Origin of the sequence: Nostoc sp. MG11 (assembly GCF_014904695.1) — a bacterium.
Taxonomy (GTDB): Bacteria; Cyanobacteriota; Cyanobacteriia; order Cyanobacteriales; family Nostocaceae; genus Komarekiella.
This window is the reverse complement of record NZ_JACXXN010000007.1, coordinates 53,650-73,485: the sequence shown is the minus strand read 5'-3', so window position 1 is coordinate 73,485 and position 19,836 is coordinate 53,650. Positions and strand designations below refer to the sequence as shown.

General features: G+C 43.1%; 23 protein-coding genes and 1 pseudogene. 12 read left to right on the top strand and 12 right to left on the bottom strand.

The window, feature by feature from the left end; all coding sequences use genetic code 11:
* Positions 1-148 precede the first annotated feature (148 nt).
* The 3 genes from HCR01_RS12975 to HCR01_RS12965 form a co-directional block, all read right to left on the bottom strand.
* Positions 149-892 (bottom strand): phycoerythrobilin:ferredoxin oxidoreductase, encoded by a 744-nt coding sequence (locus HCR01_RS12975; RefSeq protein ID WP_193196751.1) that lies wholly within the window; start codon positions 890-892, stop codon positions 149-151.
* Between the two features lie 100 nt (positions 893-992).
* On the bottom strand, positions 993-1,727 hold the full coding sequence (locus tag HCR01_RS12970) for a 15,16-dihydrobiliverdin:ferredoxin oxidoreductase (protein ID WP_193196584.1): 735 nt from the start codon (positions 1,725-1,727) through the stop codon (positions 993-995).
* Between the two features lie 288 nt (positions 1,728-2,015).
* Positions 2,016-2,597, bottom strand: a complete 582-nt coding sequence (locus tag HCR01_RS12965) for a phycobiliprotein lyase (protein WP_193196583.1) — start codon at positions 2,595-2,597, stop codon at positions 2,016-2,018.
* A gap of 180 nt (positions 2,598-2,777) precedes the next feature.
* On the opposite strand from HCR01_RS12965, the gene HCR01_RS12960 reads away from it, so the two are divergent.
* Positions 2,778-3,626 carry a pentapeptide repeat-containing protein gene (locus HCR01_RS12960; protein WP_193196582.1) on the top strand — a complete coding sequence of 283 codons (849 nt, stop codon included), beginning with the start codon at positions 2,778-2,780 and terminating at the stop codon, positions 3,624-3,626.
* A gap of 20 nt (positions 3,627-3,646) precedes the next feature.
* On the opposite strand, the gene HCR01_RS12955 is transcribed toward HCR01_RS12960, so the two are convergent.
* Together HCR01_RS12955 and HCR01_RS12950 are read right to left on the bottom strand one after the other, a co-directional pair.
* Positions 3,647-3,847, bottom strand: coding sequence for a hypothetical protein (locus HCR01_RS12955; RefSeq protein ID WP_162396180.1), 201 nt, complete (start codon positions 3,845-3,847; stop codon positions 3,647-3,649).
* A 170-nt stretch (positions 3,848-4,017) separates the two neighbouring features.
* On the bottom strand, positions 4,018-4,701 hold the full coding sequence (locus tag HCR01_RS12950; protein ID WP_226889303.1) for a HEAT repeat domain-containing protein: 684 nt from the start codon (positions 4,699-4,701) through the stop codon (positions 4,018-4,020).
* 121 nt (positions 4,702-4,822) lie between these two features.
* Here HCR01_RS12950 and HCR01_RS12945 point away from each other — a divergent pair, with 121 nt between their 5' ends.
* From HCR01_RS12945 to HCR01_RS38620, 7 genes are all read left to right on the top strand, one after another.
* Positions 4,823-5,398, top strand: coding sequence for a phycobilisome protein (locus HCR01_RS12945; protein WP_193196581.1), 576 nt, complete (start codon positions 4,823-4,825; stop codon positions 5,396-5,398).
* Between the two features lie 421 nt (positions 5,399-5,819).
* Entirely contained in the window at positions 5,820-6,683 is an 864-nt protein-coding gene (locus HCR01_RS12940) for a phycobilisome linker polypeptide (RefSeq protein ID WP_193196580.1), read from the top strand.
* Positions 6,684-7,008: 325 nt separating this feature from the next.
* Positions 7,009-7,764 (top strand): phycobilisome rod-core linker polypeptide, encoded by a 756-nt coding sequence (locus tag HCR01_RS12935; RefSeq protein ID WP_193196579.1) that lies wholly within the window; start codon positions 7,009-7,011, stop codon positions 7,762-7,764.
* 415 nt (positions 7,765-8,179) lie between these two features.
* On the top strand, positions 8,180-8,716 hold the full coding sequence (locus HCR01_RS12930) for a phycobiliprotein lyase (protein WP_193196578.1): 537 nt from the start codon (positions 8,180-8,182) through the stop codon (positions 8,714-8,716).
* A 62-nt stretch (positions 8,717-8,778) separates the two neighbouring features.
* Positions 8,779-9,408: a chromophore lyase CpcT/CpeT gene (locus HCR01_RS12925; RefSeq protein WP_193196577.1), complete on the top strand. Its 630-nt coding sequence runs from the start codon at positions 8,779-8,781 to the stop codon at positions 9,406-9,408.
* Positions 9,402-9,740, top strand: a complete 339-nt coding sequence (locus HCR01_RS12920; protein WP_193196576.1) for a CpeR family transcriptional regulator — start codon at positions 9,402-9,404, stop codon at positions 9,738-9,740. The genes HCR01_RS12925 and HCR01_RS12920 overlap by 7 nt, the downstream gene beginning before the upstream one ends.
* A 276-nt stretch (positions 9,741-10,016) precedes the next feature.
* Positions 10,017-11,756, top strand: coding sequence for a phycobilisome rod-core linker polypeptide (locus tag HCR01_RS38620; protein WP_226889302.1), 1,740 nt, complete (start codon positions 10,017-10,019; stop codon positions 11,754-11,756).
* 104 nt (positions 11,757-11,860) lie between these two features.
* Here HCR01_RS38620 and HCR01_RS12905 read toward each other — a convergent pair whose 3' ends face one another.
* The 3 genes from HCR01_RS12905 to HCR01_RS12895 form a co-directional block, all read right to left on the bottom strand.
* Positions 11,861-12,091: an Rpn family recombination-promoting nuclease/putative transposase gene (locus tag HCR01_RS12905; protein ID WP_264299903.1), complete on the bottom strand. Its 231-nt coding sequence runs from the start codon at positions 12,089-12,091 to the stop codon at positions 11,861-11,863.
* A gap of 92 nt (positions 12,092-12,183) precedes the next feature.
* Positions 12,184-13,059 (bottom strand): Rpn family recombination-promoting nuclease/putative transposase, encoded by an 876-nt coding sequence (locus HCR01_RS12900; RefSeq protein ID WP_193196748.1) that lies wholly within the window; start codon positions 13,057-13,059, stop codon positions 12,184-12,186.
* Positions 13,060-13,157: 98 nt separating this feature from the next.
* Positions 13,158-14,429 carry a HEAT repeat domain-containing protein gene (locus HCR01_RS12895; RefSeq protein WP_193196575.1) on the bottom strand — a complete coding sequence of 424 codons (1,272 nt, stop codon included), beginning with the start codon at positions 14,427-14,429 and terminating at the stop codon, positions 13,158-13,160.
* A 250-nt stretch (positions 14,430-14,679) separates the two neighbouring features.
* Here HCR01_RS12895 and HCR01_RS12890 point away from each other — a divergent pair, with 250 nt between their 5' ends.
* From HCR01_RS12890 to HCR01_RS38615, 4 genes and pseudogenes are all read left to right on the top strand, one after another.
* Positions 14,680-15,495: a DUF1838 family protein gene (locus HCR01_RS12890; protein WP_226889301.1), complete on the top strand. Its 816-nt coding sequence runs from the start codon at positions 14,680-14,682 to the stop codon at positions 15,493-15,495.
* 155 nt (positions 15,496-15,650) lie between these two features.
* Positions 15,651-15,890, top strand: coding sequence for a hypothetical protein (locus tag HCR01_RS12885; protein WP_193196574.1), 240 nt, complete (start codon positions 15,651-15,653; stop codon positions 15,888-15,890).
* 23 nt (positions 15,891-15,913) lie between these two features.
* Positions 15,914-16,834, top strand: a complete 921-nt coding sequence (locus HCR01_RS12880; protein ID WP_193196573.1) for a HEAT repeat domain-containing protein — start codon at positions 15,914-15,916, stop codon at positions 16,832-16,834.
* Between the two features lie 65 nt (positions 16,835-16,899).
* Positions 16,900-17,039, top strand: a pseudogene (locus HCR01_RS38615) (transcriptional regulator); the annotation flags it as partial.
* 34 nt (positions 17,040-17,073) lie between these two features.
* Here HCR01_RS38615 and HCR01_RS12875 read toward each other — a convergent pair.
* The 4 genes from HCR01_RS12875 to HCR01_RS12860 all read right to left on the bottom strand — a co-directional run bounded on the left by HCR01_RS12875 (position 17,074) and on the right by HCR01_RS12860 (position 19,481).
* Positions 17,074-17,688 carry a HEAT repeat domain-containing protein gene (locus tag HCR01_RS12875; protein WP_193196572.1) on the bottom strand — a complete coding sequence of 205 codons (615 nt, stop codon included), beginning with the start codon at positions 17,686-17,688 and terminating at the stop codon, positions 17,074-17,076.
* A gap of 73 nt (positions 17,689-17,761) precedes the next feature.
* Positions 17,762-18,097 carry a nuclear transport factor 2 family protein gene (locus HCR01_RS12870; RefSeq protein ID WP_226889300.1) on the bottom strand — a complete coding sequence of 112 codons (336 nt, stop codon included), beginning with the start codon at positions 18,095-18,097 and terminating at the stop codon, positions 17,762-17,764.
* Positions 18,098-18,350: 253 nt separating this feature from the next.
* Entirely contained in the window at positions 18,351-18,845 is a 495-nt protein-coding gene (locus tag HCR01_RS12865; protein WP_193196570.1) for a bleomycin hydrolase, read from the bottom strand.
* Positions 18,846-18,923: 78 nt separating this feature from the next.
* Positions 18,924-19,481 carry a bleomycin hydrolase gene (locus tag HCR01_RS12860; RefSeq protein ID WP_191761284.1) on the bottom strand — a complete coding sequence of 186 codons (558 nt, stop codon included), beginning with the start codon at positions 19,479-19,481 and terminating at the stop codon, positions 18,924-18,926.
* Between the last annotated feature and the right edge of the window lie 355 nt (positions 19,482-19,836).

Genomic DNA, 19,836 nt, shown 5'->3' with positions numbered 1-19,836 from the left:
TCTCTGTAACCATGAGAACATTGTGTCTAAAATGACACTTAAGTACCCGGAGCAGTCAATAAAGTCAGCCCAAAGGTAGAAGGCGGGAATGAGAAATGGGGAATAGGAAGAGAATAATTAATGACTCTTGTCTCCTGTCTCCTGCTCACTAGACGGTTGTCAGTTTTCTCTCTAAGTCAAATAAAAACCCGTGAATATATTCCTCTGTCCATTCAGCTCCATAAAAGCGTTTGAACATGCCTCGTGCGGGGTCTTTTTCAGATCGATACCGTAGATAACGCAGTTGCGCTTGCTCAATGGTTGCCAAATTTTGAGCATCAGTTATGGGTTCTGCCTGCTCTACGAAATCTAGGTAAGCTTTCAGATAGTCCTGGAAAGCAGCAAAGACGCGAGTTTCTACTACAGCAGTTTCTTGGGGGCGAGTCCAAAGGAAAGCGGGAGAGAAAAAGGGTCGTGCTTCTTCGGGAAAATCCCCTCCCCAGGTTAAATGCTGTTGGTGGGTGTGAAAAATGGACAAGATTGGGTTGGTATACTTTGCTTGATATGCTGGATCATCCCGAAATAGGGGTTGCATATCTAGGGCGATTAGGTGTCCTCCTGGCAACGTCACCAAATCCGCACCGAAAAAAGGTAGGTCGTAGTTGAGACGTGGAAAAATTACAAAATTGAGTACTTGTAGCGAATTCCCACCCTGTACGTGAGCTGCTCGAATTTGCCGCAATTTTGCAGTTTGAAAGGCGTAACTAGTGGTGACAACTTCTTCCTGATTCTTTCCTTTGCCAACAGTAGCGCTCTTGGACTCAAATCCAGTGGGGATGGGATAGGGTTGCAAATCCAAGCGCGATCGCATGTAGGAAATTGCATAGTCGAGAAATGGCTGATAAAGTGTCATCTGAAGTATGAAGTATGAAGTGTAAAATCTAAAGTTAGGTAAAGCGGTCTTTTCTTCTTTCTCCTTACCTCTGAGCCTCTTCACCCCTCAGCCTCTGCGGTTATCTTTTACCAGCACTAACTGCTAGAGGAACAGCGTCTTCAAATAAAAATTCATGGAGGAAGCGCTCAGCCCATTCATGACCAAAATAACTGCTAAATAGACCAGATGCCGGATCACGGTCTGCACTATATTGGTCGTAGTCTTTTTGAGCTTTAATAATCTGCTGGATATCCTCTGGATCTTGAAGCGCTTGGGCATCTGCTAGCATTTGCCAGTACAAATTTAAATAATCCTGAAAAGCTGCAAAGACTCGCGTCGCCACTGTTTCCGGATCTGTCTTGGCAAACAGTAAATACTTAGAAAAATACTGATTGGCATCGTAAAACTTCATTTCTAAGTTTTGTGCTAGATCTGGGTATTTATCATGCAGAGATTTCAGCGGGACTATGTATTTTCTTTGATAATCTTCATCCTGAAATAAAGGCTGGAAATCAAGCACAATCAAGTTTTTAACTTTACCAAAAGATAAAAAATCAATTCCTAATAGCGGTAAATCGTATTGATGGCTGGGATAAATTACGCTGTTAAAAATTTGGGCACTTTCCCCTGCATCAATGTAGGTGTAGCGAATTTTACGCAACTCTGGACATTGGTAACACCAACTGCGAATAGTTGCTGGATTTCTGCCGCGATCGCTAACTTTGAATTCCAAACCAGGCTCAATCGCCCTACTTTGTAAATCAAACCGCCCAAATAGCTCTTTTTCCAAAAATTCCAGGAAAGGTTTATACATGGAGCATGACTTGTTAACCCTTCGATAGAAAATAAGGGATGTGTATCATGCAAGTCTCATTTCTTAGAAACAAAGCAACATTCCGTAATGGTCATTTGTCATTCGTCATTTGTTATTCATCATTTGTCAAGGGTCAAGGGTCAAGGGTCAAGAGTCAGTATTTATTCTCCTCCTGCCCCGGTTGCTGAGCGACTTGTCCTGAGCGTACCCCTCTCGTAGAGAAGCCGTTGGCGCAGCCTCCCGTAGGGAAGGAAGTCGAAGCACTGCCCCTCTGCTCCCTTCCTCCCACTAACATCTCGCATGATTCCGGCTGATCATTTGCTCCAGCACTTCTTGGGAAACACAGCGGCGTTCAGAGCAATAAGTCATTAAGTTGACTCCGTTCATCATCCGTACGGTACTAACCCTGACTCGAAAATCATCCGTAACAAACCAACAACGCTCTTGACCTTGGTTATTTTCATAGTCAGTATCAATAGTCAACACTCCATCATCAGCAAACCGATACCGACTCACAACTGGAATGCTCTCAACATAGCCTTGATTGCGAATTAGTTTTCCAGAACGATTTGTTTTGTCGTCAGGAACATCAACCAAAATCGCAGCATTATCAGTATTCAACAGCCTTACGTCTAGGTTAGCCTGCCATGAAAAGCTAGCACCCCCCGTTGCTTTTGTAGGGTCTATCCCTTGCGCTGTGCAGACTTCTTGGACTCTCGGATCATCCTTTTCCATAACTATAATTGTTAAATTCGACTCTCCCGACTCATCCGCAGCCGAGTCAAAGTGATGAACAGAGCGTTCCGTAAACCATGTCCCTTCACTTTTGCGGAAGAAGTCATTCATGGTTAAGGGTGGTATTAGATACATATTTTCTTAAACCTCGTTTTTTAAAAGTCAGGATTCTTTAGTGAGGAGTATAGGAAACAAATTGTTAACTCACAACTCCTAACTCTTAGCTTTTAGTAGGAATAGCGCTGCTTTAATTGCGATTAAATTTCATCTCTCGCTCTAAAGTGTAGAATACTTCAAAAGTCTTATTTTAATCAGATGACAAATAGTGAAATTCAAAATATTACAAGCGATGCTTACGGCAATGGCTCAGCCGAACGCCCTAATCTAACTCCAGAAATTTTATCAGCCTTCAAAACCGGACTTGCTCTAGAACAAATAGATTTATATCAATTCAATTTAAGAGGAGCCGATTTACGACAAGCTAACTTAAGTAAAGCCAAGCTATTAGGAGCTGACCTTAGCGAAGCAGTATTAAGTGATGCCAATCTGAGTGGGGCGGATCTGCGAGGAGCTAACCTACGGGGAGCCGATCTAAGTGGAGCTAATTTGCAGGGAGCTTATTTGAACCGTGCTGACCTTGAGCAAGCAAATTTCAGTGGCGCAAACTTAGAGGCAGCTAAATTGCAAGTAGCACGTTATGATACACAAACGAAATGGCCCCAAGATTTTAACTACAAAGCTTCTGGAGCAGTGGGGCCTGGTGCTAATCTGAATGGTGCTTTTCTCAATACAGCTTCTTTACGAGATGCAGATTTGCAAGGAGCTAATCTGCGTGGAGCCTACCTGAGTGGTGCTGACTTGACAGGAGCTAATTTACAAGGTGCGGCTTTGAGCGGTGCTGATTTGAGTAAAGCCTATTTGACAGGTGCTTGCTTGCGGAATGCTAGATTGAATGGATCTGATCTGCGGGGTACGGATCTGCGAGCAGCCGACTTGAGTGATGCAGCGATGGAGCATCTTCAGAGTATCGCTGGAGCAGATTTTACTCTTGTGCAAGGACTCACGGACGCAGCTAAAGCTATGCTTCACAGCCTTCCACCTTCAGAACTCGATGTTTGGAACGCCTACACTCGCAGAACAACCCGTGAAAGTTTGAGTAGTTGACCAGTTGCACTGTAGTGAGTTTACAAAGATTGCCAGTTTTGTTTGAGGAGTGCTAAAAATGTCGCGTATCCTTCAGAAAAACCGGGCGGATCAGGTACAACATATTGGGGAAAATCTTTATACGATCGCCAAGGTTCCGAAGCATTATGCCGCAAATGTAAGGCACATTCTGAGGAGCCTGGTGGCCGCCAAGTCATTTGTCCAGAGGGGATATCAGTCACAAATGTCTCCTGATCTCGAAAAAGTTGATCTTTTCTTCCAGCTTTTGGAAGACTATCCAGATATTTCTGTCAAGATTTATATTTTTTTGGTAAATTTTTGATATTGAAAATGTGTTTGCTAGGACTCACCTGAGTTTTCTAACGTCAAATAAATCCTCAAATCTAGCCCTTTATTGTGACGACAAGTCTTCTAAAGTAGCTCCAACAACTCGATGATCTGCATCTTGTCTAAGTTGCTCTAAGGCTGCTTTTGCTTGCGGTTGGTCAAATCGTTTGAGAGCATAGGCTACTCGTACGCGCATCCGCCAAGATTGATTATTCACCAACATCAGCAATTGGGATAACGCCGCAGCATGTTGATTTGAATTAGCTAGTAAGCCGAGTGCATCAACAGATGATTCTTGAACTGTGAAATCTTCATCTTTTAAACCTTGAACGCAGATATCAAATAGTTCTTCAGGACAATCCATTTCGGCTATGGCTGCCAAAATGCTGCGCCGCACTAGCCAGTGGTCATCTTGATAAAATGCCAGAACTAGATGAGAAACTGCTACTCTGCCAAATAGCGATAAAGAATTTGCTGCCTCAGCTCGCACGTTAGGAGTATCGTCAAACTTCATGATTTGCATCAAGGCGGCAAAAGATTCTGCTGATTGTTGGCTACCCAGACCTCTTGCCACAAAGGAACGTACCAGAAATTCTGAGTCTTGAAGTTTACTAGTTAACAGAGGAACTGCAACTTCTGATTCATAATCCTTGAGGGCGGCGATCGCCTTCAAGCGGTACTGAAAATCTGGATTCTTCAGTTCAGCTTTTATTTGATGGATTTCCATACGAGCATTTGATAGGGTCATTCTTTAACTTTATTTTACAGATGTCAAAAAAAGGCGATCGCATTTGGGAAGATTCAAGGAGGATAGATTAAGTATTTGGTCAAAAGTCAAGAGTCATTATTCTCCCCCATTCCCCATTCCTATGACTCAATTAAGCGAAACTGTTAAAGAATTAATAGCTAAAGCTAGAATTGTCAGCTTTGCTGAGTGGGAACGGTCTCATCCAAAAGCTGCGATCGCTATATTCCAATCTGCGGACGATGCAGGTCGCTATCTCAACGACGAAGATTTAATGCAGATTCAACACTTGTCACCGGATAATTCGGCGTTGATTCCTGTTGCTCAGTTTTTAGGCGATCGCATAGCCGAAATTGTTGATGAAGCCAGAGAAAGAGTTTTGACGAGTTATCCCGAAATTGTCCAACCTGGAGGAGGTCTTTATCCTCCTGAACGCGCCCAAGCTTGCTGGCGAGACTTCTGGCATTTTCTCCGCTGTATTACCTATGGCATAGCAGGTAGCCATACCAGGTATACCAGTTCTACAGGACTACACTATATGAACTTGCTCTATCAAGAATTACAAATTCCTTTAGATGCAATGGTTTTAGGTTTAAAAAGCATCAAAGCAGCAAGTTTGAAACGATGCGAACCCAATCAGCAAGAAGTTCTTGCTCCCTATTTTGACCATTTAATTACTCAATTGGCGGCTTTCCAATAATCTCAGTGACATAACGACTTATGCAAGTATCAAACTTCCGTCTTCCCTCTGACTTCTGACTTCGTTGAACTGAACTTTTGTTCAAGGCAGCAAGAGGTCTATCGAACTCACCTTCTGTTGATGCTCCCAGTTGCACTTGGGCGGTTATTAACCTTACCATCGCCTGTAACGCGATTACTATTCCAATACTAAAAAAAAGCTGAAATTCTTATAAAGGATCATTTAACTTAACAATTATTAACAAATATAACTTCAGCATCGTATCAGAATGTGTAAGAGCATAGATTTAAAAACTCAAATCATCAAGATTAGAAAAATTTAAAGGCTTTATGGCCTTTCTTCGTCAGAATGATGTAAATTTTTTTGACATCTACTGAAATTATTCTCATAAAATTTTGTTGTTAATTGGGAGATAGTTTGAATGGCGTTCGGATCAGCATCACGATTGGGGGTCGCTCTTTTTGAAGATACCGATCCCATTGAGCTGTGGCCAGGCCGCTCTGAAGAAGAGGTTGAAATCGTAATACGAGCAGTCTACAGACAAGTTTTAGGCAATGCTTATGTGTTGGAGAGTGAGCGCCTCTCGGTTCCTGAATCTCAACTCAAACGGGGTGAGATAAGCATCCGCGAGTTTGTGCGTCAAGTCGCTAAGTCGGAACTTTACCGTTCACGTTTTTTTGATAGTTCCCCTCGCTATCGAGCGATCGAGTTGAATTTCAGACATCTTCTAGGACGTGCTCCATTAGATCTAGAAGAAACCCGCGCTCACAGCACTATTCTAGATGCCAAAGGCTTTGAAGCTGATATTGATTCCTATATAAACAGCGACGAGTACCAAGAAATCTTTGGGGAAAATACCGTACCTTATATTCGGGGCTACAAAACAGAAGCCATCCAAAGTTTAGTTCAGTTTACCCACTTATTCCAACTGGTACGTAGTGCTTCTAGCAGCAGCCTCAAAGGTGACTTAGCTGGCAAACAGCCGAAATTGAACAGCTTAGTAATTCAAGGTACGCCTACCCCCGTGGTTTCACCAGCTAGCGATGGGTCTACATTCCGCAATCCAGCATTTACTCCTCGCACTCGTCAAGGTGTGGGAGCAGGTGACGATGGTAAGGTATATCGGGTTGAAGTTACTGGCTACAAAGCAAATGCGGTAAATCGGATCTCCAAGTTTCGCCGCAGTAACCAGGTTTTGTTCGTGCCCTACAATCAACTTTCAGAAGAGTATCAGCGGATTCACAAACAGGGTGGCGTGATTGCCAGTATTACTCCTGTTAACTAGATAATCCTTAGTTTGGGAAAAACGTACATGGGAAGCTACAAGCTTCTCTTTACCCATATGGCTGCCCTCCCTTGGTGGTTCAAAAGTCAATTTTTCAACCACCAAGACAATAAGACACCAAGAAAAATACATTTAATCTTTGCACCAATTAGCATGGATGCGCTACTAGGTGAGTTGTACGGATATTTAACGCACTTTAGTAGATTAGCGTTTAACAAAAGGCTGGTCAGTAGCAAAAACAACTGATAACTGACACGAAAATCCACCCATAAAGTGGAATGCTCGTAAATTTATTTAATTCACACGTTTTTCAGGAGATACTTCAATGTCACTTTGGGCTATTGATTCACCTAGGGTAGAACTGCGTCCGAATATCACCGAAGATGAATTACAAACGCTGATTCGGACAGTTTATAAACAGGTTTTGGGTAATGGGTATTTAATGGAAAGTCAGCGCCTAGTAAGTGCTGAATCATTATTGCGCGATCGCAAAATCACGGTACGCGAATTTGTCAACGCTGTTGCTAAATCAGAACTTTATCAATCTCTGTTTTTTAATTCTTCTTCCCAAAATCGGTTCATTGAACTGAACTTCAAACACCTGCTAGGGCGTCCTCCTGCTGATCAGTCAGAAATTGCTGAACACGTCCGCATCTACAATGAACAGGGCTACGATGCTGAAATCGAGTCTTATATTGATAGCGAAGAGTATCAGCAAAGTTTTGGCGATAGTATAGTTCCCTATGCTCGCAGCACTAGCAGCCAAACAGGGCTGAAGAATGTCAGCTTTAACCGCACTTTTACCTTATTGAGAGGAGCGGCTAGTAGTGATAGCGATCGCAAAGCTAAGCTGATTAGTGATGTCGGTGCAAATTTACCCACATCTATCAAAGCTCCCGCTGCTGGTGGTGCAAGCACTACCAGCAAACGCTTCTTGATTAAGGTGATCAAAGGTGCTTCTGGCCCCCGTACTCGCTTAGGCAATATAAAATATGTGGTTGACTATAACCAGCTGTCTCAACAAGTGCAAAATATTCATAGGACAGGCGGCAAAATCGTCAGCATCACTGAAGTTGCTTAAATTTATCTGAGTACAGATAAAAAAGTCAGAATAGCTGATCAAACAGCAGCCAATACGGTTCTGTTAACAAGAAACAGGAAAAGATGAACCAGCGCGCGGTCTTCTCTACCAGACCAAGACGTTGGCGGAGTCTCTGAAGGGGGAAATATTTGAATTCCCCCTTACCCTTTTCCCAGACCACAATATAGTTGGAGTGCTTATCCCAACCGTATTAAAATAGCGGCAATTCTGACCTTTTTTTTCTAAAATCGCACTAGGTCGTAGTGGTTACGTTACAAACGGTGTCCTCCGCATTTACGCCCCCCTAAACATAGTTGCGGTTGTGAGCAAGGGGACTACCATATAGACTGGGAGAATAATTCTTTAGCCAAGATATCTCTTGGATTGTAAGCTACTTTTTCAGATCACTTTTGTAATGAAAATTACCGAATTCTTTGAACAGTCAATTGGGCAATGGCGATCGCAGCGTAGCGGTCATCATTTAGCATTTGCTCACTTTGAAGAAGTGCTTTCTACGATTGACATTGAGGCTCTTACCGTCGAAGAACCGGAGGTTTTAGAAATTTGTAAATTGTACGACGTTGACCCTGCAAGTATCACCCACCCCTTTCGGATGACTTGGGAGGGAGAGTCAGACTGGGACGACAAACCGCTTTCTGGTAGTACTGTGTTAGTACCAATTCCCGATCTAGAAAATCCCTCTAGAGGTAAACTCTTGCGAGACAAGGGTTACGCGGAAACAATCCCAGCAGTGAGCAAATATCACCTAAGTGACGACGGTATTTTTACCCTGCTAACAGAGTATGACCACGCGGCGGCTGAAGAACGAATTTGGTTTGCTAACCCGAATCTCAGATTTCGGGTAGCGATGATTAAAACCAGTGACGGTAAAGGGGTAACTACAGCTTCATTCTCTTCAGAGATTCGTTCTTTGTCGAGTCAAGCTAGTTAATAATCTTGAGTTAAAACATAAAAGAATCATTTAGTTTTGTCTTGTTGCTCCTGAGGTTGAATATGACGATAGCGCCTAGTGGTTCTAGCACCAACGCTAGCGATTTGCTCACCTTAGCTTGTTGGATGGCAGGAGATTTTAGCAACCACAAGCAATCTTTTGTAAATCCTCAACTTTACGCTCACATCCACATTTTTTTTCGTCCTTTATCATTTGATTTTTTTTCTGCCATTGGTTTTTATTCTGAGCAAGTATATGACTACGATTTATGGACACCTTATCGCCAGGGAGTACATAGATTAGTAGATTTGGGCGATCGCATTTATATCGAAAACTACGGTTTAAAAGACCCTGTGCTTTATGCAGGCGCAGCTCGTGAATTAGATATTCTCAGAACTATTACCCCAGATAGCATTGAACGGCGTGATCACTGTTCGATGGTTTTTGTGCGAGAGGGTGAAATGTTTCGGGGTAGCGTGGAGCCAGGAAATCAATGTCTGATTCCTCGCAATGGTCATCAAACATATTTAATCAGCGATGTCGAAATAACCGAGCATACTTGGACAAGTCTAGATAAAGGTATGGATGTTGAAACCCACGAGCAAATATGGGGTTCAAAGGCTGGCCCTTTGCAGTTTGAAAAGCAAGAAAGTTTTGCCGATGAATTACATGCGGTGAGCGCATTATGTTAATTCAGCTTGAGGCTATTGAAACCAAAATGTTGCCTCCACAGGCTGAAAAAAAGATGCGTTGCTGGATTCGCAGTCGCCACTTGATTTGTTCCGGTAACTTTTTTATATTCGAGACATTAGAATATACGACAATTGAAAGATTTTCTGAATGTGTTGCTTCTTTAGGAGGATCAGTAATATCTGTTGACCCAGTTAATAAAATTTGGATGGGTGAGCATCGCCAAGTCATTCTATATCAGGCAAAAGCTAGTTTACATACGCCTCATCATACCTTGAAACAATACTGGATAAAATACGGTGGTTTCTACACTAGATTTGATGAGCGTGTTTGAAAATAAATAGATAAGTTGACATAAAGTTAACAGTTGGTAACGGCTAATTGTTAATTGCTAATTGCTAATTTTTTCGTACTATTAGCTGTTAGTTATTAACTGTTAGCCGTCTAATTTTGTTAGAAAATGTAACTAAAAAACTCCTCAAAACTTGATAACTTAATCCTGACTGTAAAGGGGATAAGAAATTGTTAGTGCTTATTTGTACTATAAAACGCTAACAAATACTTAGTTTCCATTACCTTTAAAAATATTGTTTTTTAGGAGGTTGTTGAAATGGTTAGTAGTTTTATCAACCCTGTGATTAGCAGCGCCTCGCAATTGGGTGTAGGATTGTTTGAAGACTCAGACCCGATTCAGCAACGGATAGGTAGCTCTGAAGAAGAATTTGAAACCTTGATTCGAGCCGTATACAGGCATGTTTTAGGTAATACTTATGTTATGGAAAGTGAGCGACTCACAGTCCTAGAGTCGCAACTCAAGCAGGGGGAATTTAGTGTCCGCGAGTTTGTGCGTCAGGTGGCTAAATCGGAACTTTACCGATCGCGCTTTTTTGATAATTATCCTCGCTACCGTGCCATTGAACTTAATTTTAAGCATTTACTTGGTCGTGCGCCCGATGACCACGCCGAGGTAGTACATCACACTAATCTACTGGATGAAAGCGGCTTTGCAGCTGAAATCGACTCCTATCTTGATAGTGATGAGTACAAAGCGGCATTTGGTGAAGATACAGTACCGTTTTACCGGGGTTATAAAACTCAAACAGGTAAAAATCTGGCCGGGTTTACCTACCTGTTCCAATTGCTGCGCGGTGCTTCTAGCAGCGACAAATCCAGCGTTAAGGGAACTCGCTCTGGACTGAATCGCTCGCTAATCACCAATACTCCCAAAGCGATCGCGCCGCCTTTGGGTGCGACATCAGGTGTTACAACCGATGTCAATAGATTTCTGGCGAATATCCTCAACCTCAAGTCTCAGCCATTAGTAACTCCTACCCGAACCAACCCAACTATGCAAACCTTCTCAGACGACGAAATCAGACAAAGCCAGTATCAAACATTTTCCAAAACACAACCAATTGAACTATGGTTTGGTGCTTCATCTGATGAAATCGAAATTGTGATTCGAGCAGTTTATCGACAAGTATTGGGCAATGCTTACGTTATGGAAAGTGAGCGGCTCACCGTCCCAGAATCTCAACTTAAGCAAGGTGTAATCACCGTCCGCGAGTTTGTCCGCCAGATTGCCAAGTCGGAGTTGTATCGCTCCAGATTTTTTGACAACGTTTACCGCTACCGCGCCATTGAGTTGAACTTTAAGCACCTGCTAGGTCGCGCTCCCGATGACTACTCTGAGACTATTCATCACAGTAACATTCTGGATGAACAAGGTTTTGAAGCAGATATTGATTCCTACCTTGATAGCGACGAGTATTTAGATGCTTTTGGGGAAAACATCGTGCCATATTACCGGGGTTATAAAACCCAAACAGGCACAAAGATATTGGAATTTACCAACATGCTGCAATTGGTGCGTAGCAATTCCAGCAGCGACAAAAACCTAGCATCGAATAATAAACCTCAGTTGGTGCGATCGCTAATTACTAATACTCCTTACGGTAAGCTGAAATCCACCGATGTTAGTGCATTACTGGCTGATCTATTCAAGCCTAAGCCAGATGCCCAAGTTAATACGTTTGTTGCAGCTCGTACAGAAGCCGAAAAAGGCTTGCGGCAAAAAATTCAAGAGCAAGAAAGCCAAATTACAACTTTGCAACAACAACTAGCAGACTTACGACCATTTGCCAGCATCGGTACAACACAATTTAGTAGTAGTTGGCAGTCTTCCAGTTCTGTGACAAGTACAGACGAATATACATCTCTGCAACAACAAGCTGACGCCCAGGCAAAACAGATTACTTCTTTACAAGAGCAAATTGCTGATGCTCGACGGTTTGCCACAATTGGGGAAGCCCGGTTAAATAAGTGGCGTAGTCGCGTTTTTAATGGCTAATATCATATTCGGTTGATTAACCATAATAGTTAGAACCCCACCCTTAGCCCCTCTTCGCAAGCAGTGAAGGAAATCTTGGCGTCAGCTAAAAGCGTGGTGGGGTTTTATAATTTCGGTTGTCCAGCTTGCCTAACAACTTGTTCGTCCAAACCTAACGCTTGAGCTATCTGCTCAATACTTAACCCTAACGCCAACAACCGAGGTATTGTTTCTAACTTACCTTCTAACTTGCCTTCTAACTTTCCTTCTTCTTTACCTTCCTGTTTGCCTTCTGTAAAAACTTCTTGGTAAAATCTAGTTTGCTTTAACTCACTTAATCCAAACATTTTCGCCATCTCCTCCTAGCTCAAGCGAAGCGAAATTGAGGATGAGCGTTGCATTAAGTACCAAAATTTACATAACACAGACTAACGCGCATCACACCATTTTATGATTTCGGTTGTGCAGCTTGCCTAACAACTTGTTCGTCCAAACCTAACGCTTGAGCTATCTGCTCAATACTTAACCCTAACGCCAACAACCGAGGTATTGTTTCTAACTTGCCTTCTAACTTGCCTTCTAACTTGCCTTCTAACTTGCCTTCTAACTTGCCTTCTAACTTGCCTTCTAACTTGCCTTCTAACTTCCCTTCTTCTCTACCTTGCTGTTTCCCCTCTGTAAAAACTTCTTGGTAAAATCTAGTTTGCTTTAACTCACTTAATCCAAACATTTTCGCCATCTCCTCCCGACTCAAACGCGGCAATTTGTAGATTAATATCGTTTCTATCAATTGTATAATTTCCCGCTGTTGGGCGGCATCCATAATTTCTTGTCGGGCGCTGTTTACTATTTCTATAGCTTTTGCTGTCGCAGTTGATTCTGGTTCTACAATTAATCTAACTGTCTCAATCCCGATTGATGATGCTTCCATTGAGGTTAATTCGTCTAGATAGACGCGAGTTACTCTTTGTGAGTTGAGTAATTCTGCGTATCTTTCTGTATCTCCAGTATCAATGCTGCTACTAGGGAATATAACAACACTACGCCAGGTATTAGTTAATTCGGTTTTATCAAGATAGTTAAAGATTTCGGTGAACAAACGTGAATAAATTTTTTTGTCTGGTTGAAATTGAACTTCGGCGAAGTAAATCGGTAGTTCTGGTGTATTAGGGAGGAATACGCCATCGATTCTGAATGCGAGTTGTTTGACTTCAACTGAGGAAAATTGGTAAACGCTGGCCAGTTGTGGAGGTTGGTTAATCAGTTCAAAAAAGGTGCTGGGCAGACTTTGGAAGATGCGATAAAAAATACTGTCGGTTTTCAAGAAAGCTGGTTTTTCTGTTGATAAACGTATTTTACAGTTAGGCGATCGCTTGATTATCAAACGTGTAAAATCAAGGACGGGCAAGACGCCCATCCCTACTAATTATGACTCGTCGCTTTTGCTCGAATTAACCAGTCAGCATCAGTAGCACACGTTTCCCGGCCTGATGAGTCTCCTAAACGGTCTAGCGCCAATAAACAAGCATATTTCAAATCCCAAATCGGCGTACTCAGGCAAGTTTTGAGTTCGGTAACTGCACGTGAATCACCCAATTCCCCAAGAGCGATCGCACAAGCAGTACGGGATTTTTGAAATTGGGGTTCGCGGTTGTGCAGGTTTTCCACTAATAAATCGTAGCCAGAAGTATATTTCAGCCAGCCGAGAAGTTTCATGACATGATAGTGAGCACCATAATCGTTATATGCTTTGTCCATATAAGTTGCTAGCAGTGCTTGGGGTGCTTCCTGCAAATAGATATCCAGTAAGGTTTTTGTTGCTAAATAGCACCGCCCAAAATCGGTTTGGTAGAGTTCGTCAATAACAAAATTTAGTAAAGGGGTAACGTCGTACTCATGTACCATGTCAATGTCATTGGGATGATCGTATAGCACTTGCTCTAGATCGGGCTGAACTTCTGCAAATGTAATTTCACCTGTGGGAACACCTGCATCTAAAAGCATCCGTAATGCTCGCAGTCGGAACACCAGAGATACAGGACAACGAGCAATTTGGGGGATGGCTTTGTAGTAGTGCGAATCAATGAGGTCTTGAATGCAACCGCGCCGTGCATTGACGTTGGGACTTTGCAGCAGCGTTATCACTTCAGTGATTTGAGAGTAATCACCCGTAAAGCGACAAACTGTGGCGATCGCTGCACTCCGGGTAGGTTCGTCCTCAGCTTGCGTAAATTTTTGCACACGTTCTAGAGCAGGTTGATAATCAGCATTAGCCAGGGTATGAATAATCACTCGATAGATTTGACCTGGTTTATCTAGCAGTTGTGCCACTTCTTCGAGGATTTCTGAATCTTTAGTCCCGATTTCCCCTATTGCCCACACGGTATTTTCAACAGTATAAATATCATCATCATTGAGGCACTGTCGAATTACAGGTAATGCTGATTCAGCCTGCAATCGCCCCAGACTTTCTACAGCTTTGCGTCGAACAATGCGGTGATCTAATTCAGCCGGATTACTAGTTTCAATTGCACGTACCAAAGCTGCAATTGATTGCTCAGTTGGGAAATTAATCAGATGTGAAACAGCAATGTATTTATCAGTGGGGTCTTCGAGTTGTTCTAATGGTGTATCGATAATTGCGATCGCTTGATCTTCTGTTAAACCAAAAATTTTAAAAAAACGTTTATCCATTGATTTGTAAATGATTGAAGAGAGTTACTTAAAGGTCACGTTTACTATCGTACTAGGGACTGGGGAGCCAGTCGCGTGCGGAGGCGTCCTCCGTTGAGCGAACTGGCGTGACTGGGAAATAGCGTTAAATTTTAACAGGAGATAAAATCAATACCAAAGAACGCAAGTTAGTGGTTAAGTAGGAGTTTACGCCCAAATAAAATCCGCTGCTCAAGCTTTGAGTGATAGTTGCAACCGCAAGCATTTGAGAATGATCGGAACAGATATGAGTGCTTACTTAGATGACTACGAATTTAATAACCTCGATTTTTACAGAAAAAATCATGGTTTACAGCTTTATTACAACTGGTCTGGAGAAATTTTGTGGCAAGAGACACCAGATAAGCCAAAGGAAAAATTGTTTTCTATTATTGGTATGAATGCTACGAAAGTATTTATCAAGCCCGATCCTGAATATGGCGAAGTCGGGTATCGAATTAATAGAGAAATTGGTTTATTCTGTAACCCAGTAACCCAAGAGATTCTACACTTTTGGCAGTCACCAACAGCAAGTCAACCAGTACCAGTAGTACACATTGCTAATCGAATTGTCCAAGGCTCAGTCAAACCAAAAAAGTTTGTCATCCCCAAAGGTTGCGGATATATTACCTCTGTCATGGAAATTCCTTTAGAATACCCGCATCCGTTAGCAGGAGATAGTAAATACTTAGACTATTGCCCTGGAGAAAAGTTTAAGGGAGTTGAATACTTTATATCAAATACTTGCCGACCTGATGCTACTGATGTCCCTCCTGCTCAGTGGGCAAGAGACTGTCCTTGGATGCCCTGGATGAAATTAGGATATGGCAATCCAGCTAAATTAAGATTTGAAACAACAATCTTTAGAGTAGATTCTTTTGAGCAGCTTCATCCTCAATTGGTCAAATTGGTGAGGGAAAAAGTCCCAATTTATGAATTCACGCCGACAGAAAGCGATGAACCGAATATGACGAGTATTCAGTACTTTAAGAAACACTTTGAGTCTTACTTGCGGGGGGATATTTTTCCACTAGAGGAAACCACTTGAGGAGTCACGAGGAGTCAGTGCGGTCTTCTGCTGACTACTTCTTCAAAAAGGTTTACTAGTGGTAACGCGATCTGAGAAGATCAAAATATATGCATTTGACAGTTAAACACTGACAACAAATCATTATATAGATACGCGTTCAGGAAACAACAGATATGGACGAAACTTCAGAAATCATCTCAACCGATAATGTAACCGCTCAAGATCTGGCAGAGGTCATTGAAGAACTGGAGCAATATCGGGAACGTCTGGTTAGAGAAACTACGGAAGCGGCAAAACGAGCTAAGGTGATGAGGGTAAGCTTAATGGGGCAACTGGAGCCTGAGCTTGCTAAGATTGACTCTGCACTTGAGGAACTCCGCAATCAGCAGGCCAGCCTGATGGTCAGTAACTAATAATCCATCTTGATAATTTAGCTATGAGTAACATGCTCAACTCCGAAACTCAATCGGAGGGAAGTTCGCTACATCTATCCCAGACAGAGACAGATGCTTTACTTGAAGCTGTCAGTGAGCAACTAAACCTGAACACCTTCAACCCTGATGACCAACAAATTCTAAAGCGGATGGTTGAAAGTCTGGGAGACTCGCGGGGGATGGTACGCTTGAGTTTCGCAGAGGCATTGGGTAAAATTGGCAAACCTGTTACCCCGTTGTTGCTGGAGGCTGTGGCAAATCACCCAAATCCAGTTGTACGGAGAGCCAGCGCTAAAACTTTGACACTCATTGCCGATCCAAAAGCAGTTCCAACCTTAGTTAATGCCCTCTTAAATGATCAGGATACAGTTGTTAAAAATTCGTGTGTTGGAGCGCTCGCTAGGACGGGTGAAGCTGCTGTACCAGCATTGCTAAAAATTTTAGCATCAACTGAGTATCCCGAAAGTTCCAAGGGTCTGGCGACATGGGCGTTGGCATTTATTGGTGCAGAAGCGAAAGAGTATGTATATCGAGAAGTTGACTCTGATTCGCCTGAAGTTCGTGCTGCTGTGATCGGTTCAATCGCAGCGATCGCTCAGGAAAATCCAGAAGCGGGAGCGTTCGATATCCTGATGAATGCTCTAGCTGATCCGGTTTCATCTGTGCGATGCGAAGCGACAACTGCCTTGAGTAACCTAAAATATCGTCCTGCGGTTCCCCAGCTAGTTGATTTGCTCAAAGATCATACTGATTGGGAAACTCGAAGGGCTGCGGCTTTGGCATTAATGAAAATAGGCGATCGCGCAGCCTTAGAACCTCTGCAAGCTGCATTGACACAAGAAGAGGAAGCGGGAGTTCAAGCAGTCATCAAGTTGGCGATTTCTCAAATTGAAAGGCACTTAGAAGAAGACATTTGGGAATAAGACGATAAAAGGCAAATGGAGAAATGACTCTTACTTTTGACCAAACTGTTTAGCCAGTGACAACCCGCCAAGCTAACTTAGTAGGCATCATCGGGTCTAGTGGTGTGGTGTCTGAGGTTGTGAACGGCAAGCGGTCGATTAGTGTAAGGCACAAGCTAAGGCACTTGGAGATTACTTTAAGGTGACGCCCAGCTTGTTCATCTAATCCATCATTAAATCATTTTGTTGTAGTGCGATCGCTAATTCACTCTCTTAGAATAGTTAATCACCTGATCTAATCGCGGCAATGCACTCACTGCTGACTCACGAATATATGGATCGACAGATTCATCATTAGTTAATGCCATCAGTACTTCCACTCCCCGAATGTCACCCATCGAACCAAGTGCATTCACAATCGCCACAGCCACCGCAACGTTATCCGTCGTTCTCAGCGCTTCAGCCAAAATTTCAAAAGCAGGAGAACCAATTTCGCCCAGCGCCATCACAGAGGCAATGTAAACAACAGGATTTGGGTCATTAAGCGCTGTTTTTAATCCCTGTAAACCATCACTGGAGAAGGGAACTTCTGGATGGTTGGCAGCGACCTGAGCCAGAGCCTTAGCACAACTACCTCGAATAGTCGCGTTATCACTGTTTAACAATGACTCAACCAGTGAAGGCACGGCATCTGGCCCAATAGCACCCAGTGCCTTTACCGCAGCCCGCCGATAGGTAACATCATCGTCATCCAAAATACCCATCAAACGAGAAATAGTATTTTCATCGCGGACATCAGCCAATTCCCGCATCGCCCTTTCCCGCAGATTAGGGTTGGGATGTTTCAATTGTTCAAATAAAGAATCTATTGTCATAGGTTTATTTTTATATCTTCAGATTGCCGGGGCTAGAAACTTACCACAGCTTAAGAAAGCTCTCTTCTTTGACCTAGAGTGGTGTCTGATGATGGAATGCAAGCTTCCACGAGCCATCCCAGCTGACATAGGTACTACTTATCATTATTGTGAACGGTTCGCGTCCCTGACGCTGTGCAGTAGCTTTGTAGATCACAACAGCACTGTCTGTCGTCAATTGTAAAATTCGAGGTGCATCGACAATGCGCCAGAAGAAGAATGGTGGTTGCCCCTCATTAACCGCGATGGTGGTTTCTTTGTTCAATACGCCAAAAGTTCCCACAGTAAGGGCATCGTTAGTGAGGTATCCCCGAATTAAGTCAACATTTGCAGCAGAGCTAGCCTCCCAAAACTTCTGTTCAAGCGCCATCAAGGTTTCTTTCAAATCCATCTTTGTTCTCTTTCCTTATGAGTAAAGCGTACCCCAGTAATCTGACCCGCGCCCAATATGAATTTCTTAGTACCTTCACCTTTGACCCTTGACCCATGACACTTGACTAATAACTAATGACACAACTGAGGGACTCTTAGTCGATCGCTTACCTTAAATTTAGGCAAAGCAATATACTGAGAGTCCCCTAGTTTTAGAGTATGACGATCGCTCGTCTAGTCAATCTTTCTCACTATGACAGGGAGTTGATTACGTAGTCGAGGAGAGAACGGAATTCAACCAATGCTTGAGGAGACATATCGCGAGGAGAGCAAGCGCGATCGCGAGTATAAGTCATCGCAGTAACGTAGGGAGCAGTGGGCAGACCCAAGGAGCGATAAACTTCACGAGCACCTGCAATACCCCACTCATCTAGAGGGCCAGTACCACCGACAACTAAGCTGTAGTTGATTAGACGCAGGTAGTGCTTGATGTCGCGCAGGCACTTGTCTTTCTTGGCTTGGGTATCGCCAGCTTCACCTTCTTGGTTGAGGTAAGGATATTTTTTGAAAGCAGCGTCATAACCTTCTTTAGCTACGGCATCGATACCAGAAGCTAGCTTTTCAGCAGCTTCTAGACGAGCAGACGCACGCTGAATGCTACCTTGGATGGATTCCAAGTCAGAGGTGCTGGGGAAACGACCTGCTGCATCAGCAGATGTAATAACTGTGGTGATAACTGATTTCATTGCTTTTTATACTCCTGATTGCATTTGCTCGGATTTGGATTTCAGTTTGCTTGGCTAATAGCCGTTAGCTATGAGTTGTTAGCTCAGAGCAGAAATAACGCGATCAAAGTAGCTAGCAGCTTCCGAAGCCAAAGCAGAGCAGTCGCCTTGAACAACTTCCAGTTTGCGGAACTTTTTACCAGCGTTAGCTTCAGTGTTGGTGTTAGTGATGTGGGCAACGCTGATAGACTTCAAGATTTGAAAAGCGCGTACAGCAGAGGTGGTGGGCACGCCCAAAGCTGAATAGGTTTCTTTGAGGCCATTCAGAGCGCGATCATCTAATACTGAGGAATCACCAGCCAACAGCGCATAGGTTACATAGCGCAGGACGATTTCAGCATCACGCAGGCAAGCAGCCATCCGGCGAGTGGGGTACAAGTTACCACCAGCTTGTAGCAAACCTGTGTTTTCACAAGCGATACCAGCAATAGCATCAGAAACAGCACAGCTAGCGTTGCTAGCGATCGCATTCACAGCGTCAAGGCGTTTGTTGCCATCAGCAATGAAAGACTTGAGGGCTGCCAAATCAGCACCACCGATAGGAGCAGTTTTTGCATCTGCTGTAATTACAGCTCTGGAAAAAGCATCAAGAACCATTGAGTTCCCCTTGATATTCACAAATGGTGGATATTATTTTTGGCGTGTTCTCGAAATAATTGCGAGCAGCCAAGAAAAACATAGGGGATTAATAGTACTCTCGTCTTTTCTATGAGAGAGAAAGTAATAATCTGTAATATTTCCCACTCAGCACGTCAGTCGCTTCCACATTCTCCTCTGGCTTACCCCACTCCCCTTTGTGGTTAATAAATAACATCAGCCTGGGTGAGTTTTACCACTTTCACTCAGGCTGATGTTATTTAGGACACTATGAGATTTGGCACTCAAATCAAGTTTGAATTAAAGCGTGAAAATCATCAACTCTTTATGTATGTAGTAGTGGACAGGCACTTGC

Excerpts from the sequence above, each read along its gene's own strand:
- HCR01_RS12975 (WP_193196751.1), bottom strand. The coding sequence starts at position 892 with ATGACACTTTATCAGCCATTTCTCGACTATGCAATTTCCTACATGCGA.
- HCR01_RS12970 (WP_193196584.1), bottom strand. The coding sequence starts at position 1,727 with ATGTATAAACCTTTCCTGGAATTTTTGGAAAAAGAGCTATTTGGGCGG.
- HCR01_RS12965 (WP_193196583.1), bottom strand. The coding sequence starts at position 2,597 with ATGTATCTAATACCACCCTTAACCATGAATGACTTCTTCCGCAAAAGT.
- HCR01_RS12960 (WP_193196582.1), top strand. The coding sequence starts at position 2,778 with ATGACAAATAGTGAAATTCAAAATATTACAAGCGATGCTTACGGCAAT.
- HCR01_RS12950 (WP_226889303.1), bottom strand. The coding sequence starts at position 4,701 with ATGACCCTATCAAATGCTCGTATGGAAATCCATCAAATAAAAGCTGAA.
- HCR01_RS12945 (WP_193196581.1), top strand. The coding sequence starts at position 4,823 with ATGACTCAATTAAGCGAAACTGTTAAAGAATTAATAGCTAAAGCTAGA.
- HCR01_RS12940 (WP_193196580.1), top strand. The coding sequence starts at position 5,820 with ATGGCGTTCGGATCAGCATCACGATTGGGGGTCGCTCTTTTTGAAGAT.
- HCR01_RS12935 (WP_193196579.1), top strand. The coding sequence starts at position 7,009 with ATGTCACTTTGGGCTATTGATTCACCTAGGGTAGAACTGCGTCCGAAT.
- HCR01_RS12930 (WP_193196578.1), top strand. The coding sequence starts at position 8,180 with ATGAAAATTACCGAATTCTTTGAACAGTCAATTGGGCAATGGCGATCG.
- HCR01_RS12925 (WP_193196577.1), top strand. The coding sequence starts at position 8,779 with ATGACGATAGCGCCTAGTGGTTCTAGCACCAACGCTAGCGATTTGCTC.
- HCR01_RS12920 (WP_193196576.1), top strand. The coding sequence starts at position 9,402 with ATGTTAATTCAGCTTGAGGCTATTGAAACCAAAATGTTGCCTCCACAG.
- HCR01_RS38620 (WP_226889302.1), top strand. The coding sequence starts at position 10,017 with ATGGTTAGTAGTTTTATCAACCCTGTGATTAGCAGCGCCTCGCAATTG.
- HCR01_RS12905 (WP_264299903.1), bottom strand. The coding sequence starts at position 12,091 with ATGGCGAAAATGTTTGGATTAAGTGAGTTAAAGCAAACTAGATTTTAC.
- HCR01_RS12895 (WP_193196575.1), bottom strand. The coding sequence starts at position 14,429 with ATGGATAAACGTTTTTTTAAAATTTTTGGTTTAACAGAAGATCAAGCG.
- HCR01_RS12890 (WP_226889301.1), top strand. The coding sequence starts at position 14,680 with ATGATCGGAACAGATATGAGTGCTTACTTAGATGACTACGAATTTAAT.
- HCR01_RS12885 (WP_193196574.1), top strand. The coding sequence starts at position 15,651 with ATGGACGAAACTTCAGAAATCATCTCAACCGATAATGTAACCGCTCAA.
- HCR01_RS12880 (WP_193196573.1), top strand. The coding sequence starts at position 15,914 with ATGAGTAACATGCTCAACTCCGAAACTCAATCGGAGGGAAGTTCGCTA.
- HCR01_RS12875 (WP_193196572.1), bottom strand. The coding sequence starts at position 17,688 with ATGACAATAGATTCTTTATTTGAACAATTGAAACATCCCAACCCTAAT.
- HCR01_RS12870 (WP_226889300.1), bottom strand. The coding sequence starts at position 18,097 with ATGGCGCTTGAACAGAAGTTTTGGGAGGCTAGCTCTGCTGCAAATGTT.
- HCR01_RS12865 (WP_193196570.1), bottom strand. The coding sequence starts at position 18,845 with ATGAAATCAGTTATCACCACAGTTATTACATCTGCTGATGCAGCAGGT.
- HCR01_RS12860 (WP_191761284.1), bottom strand. The coding sequence starts at position 19,481 with ATGGTTCTTGATGCTTTTTCCAGAGCTGTAATTACAGCAGATGCAAAA.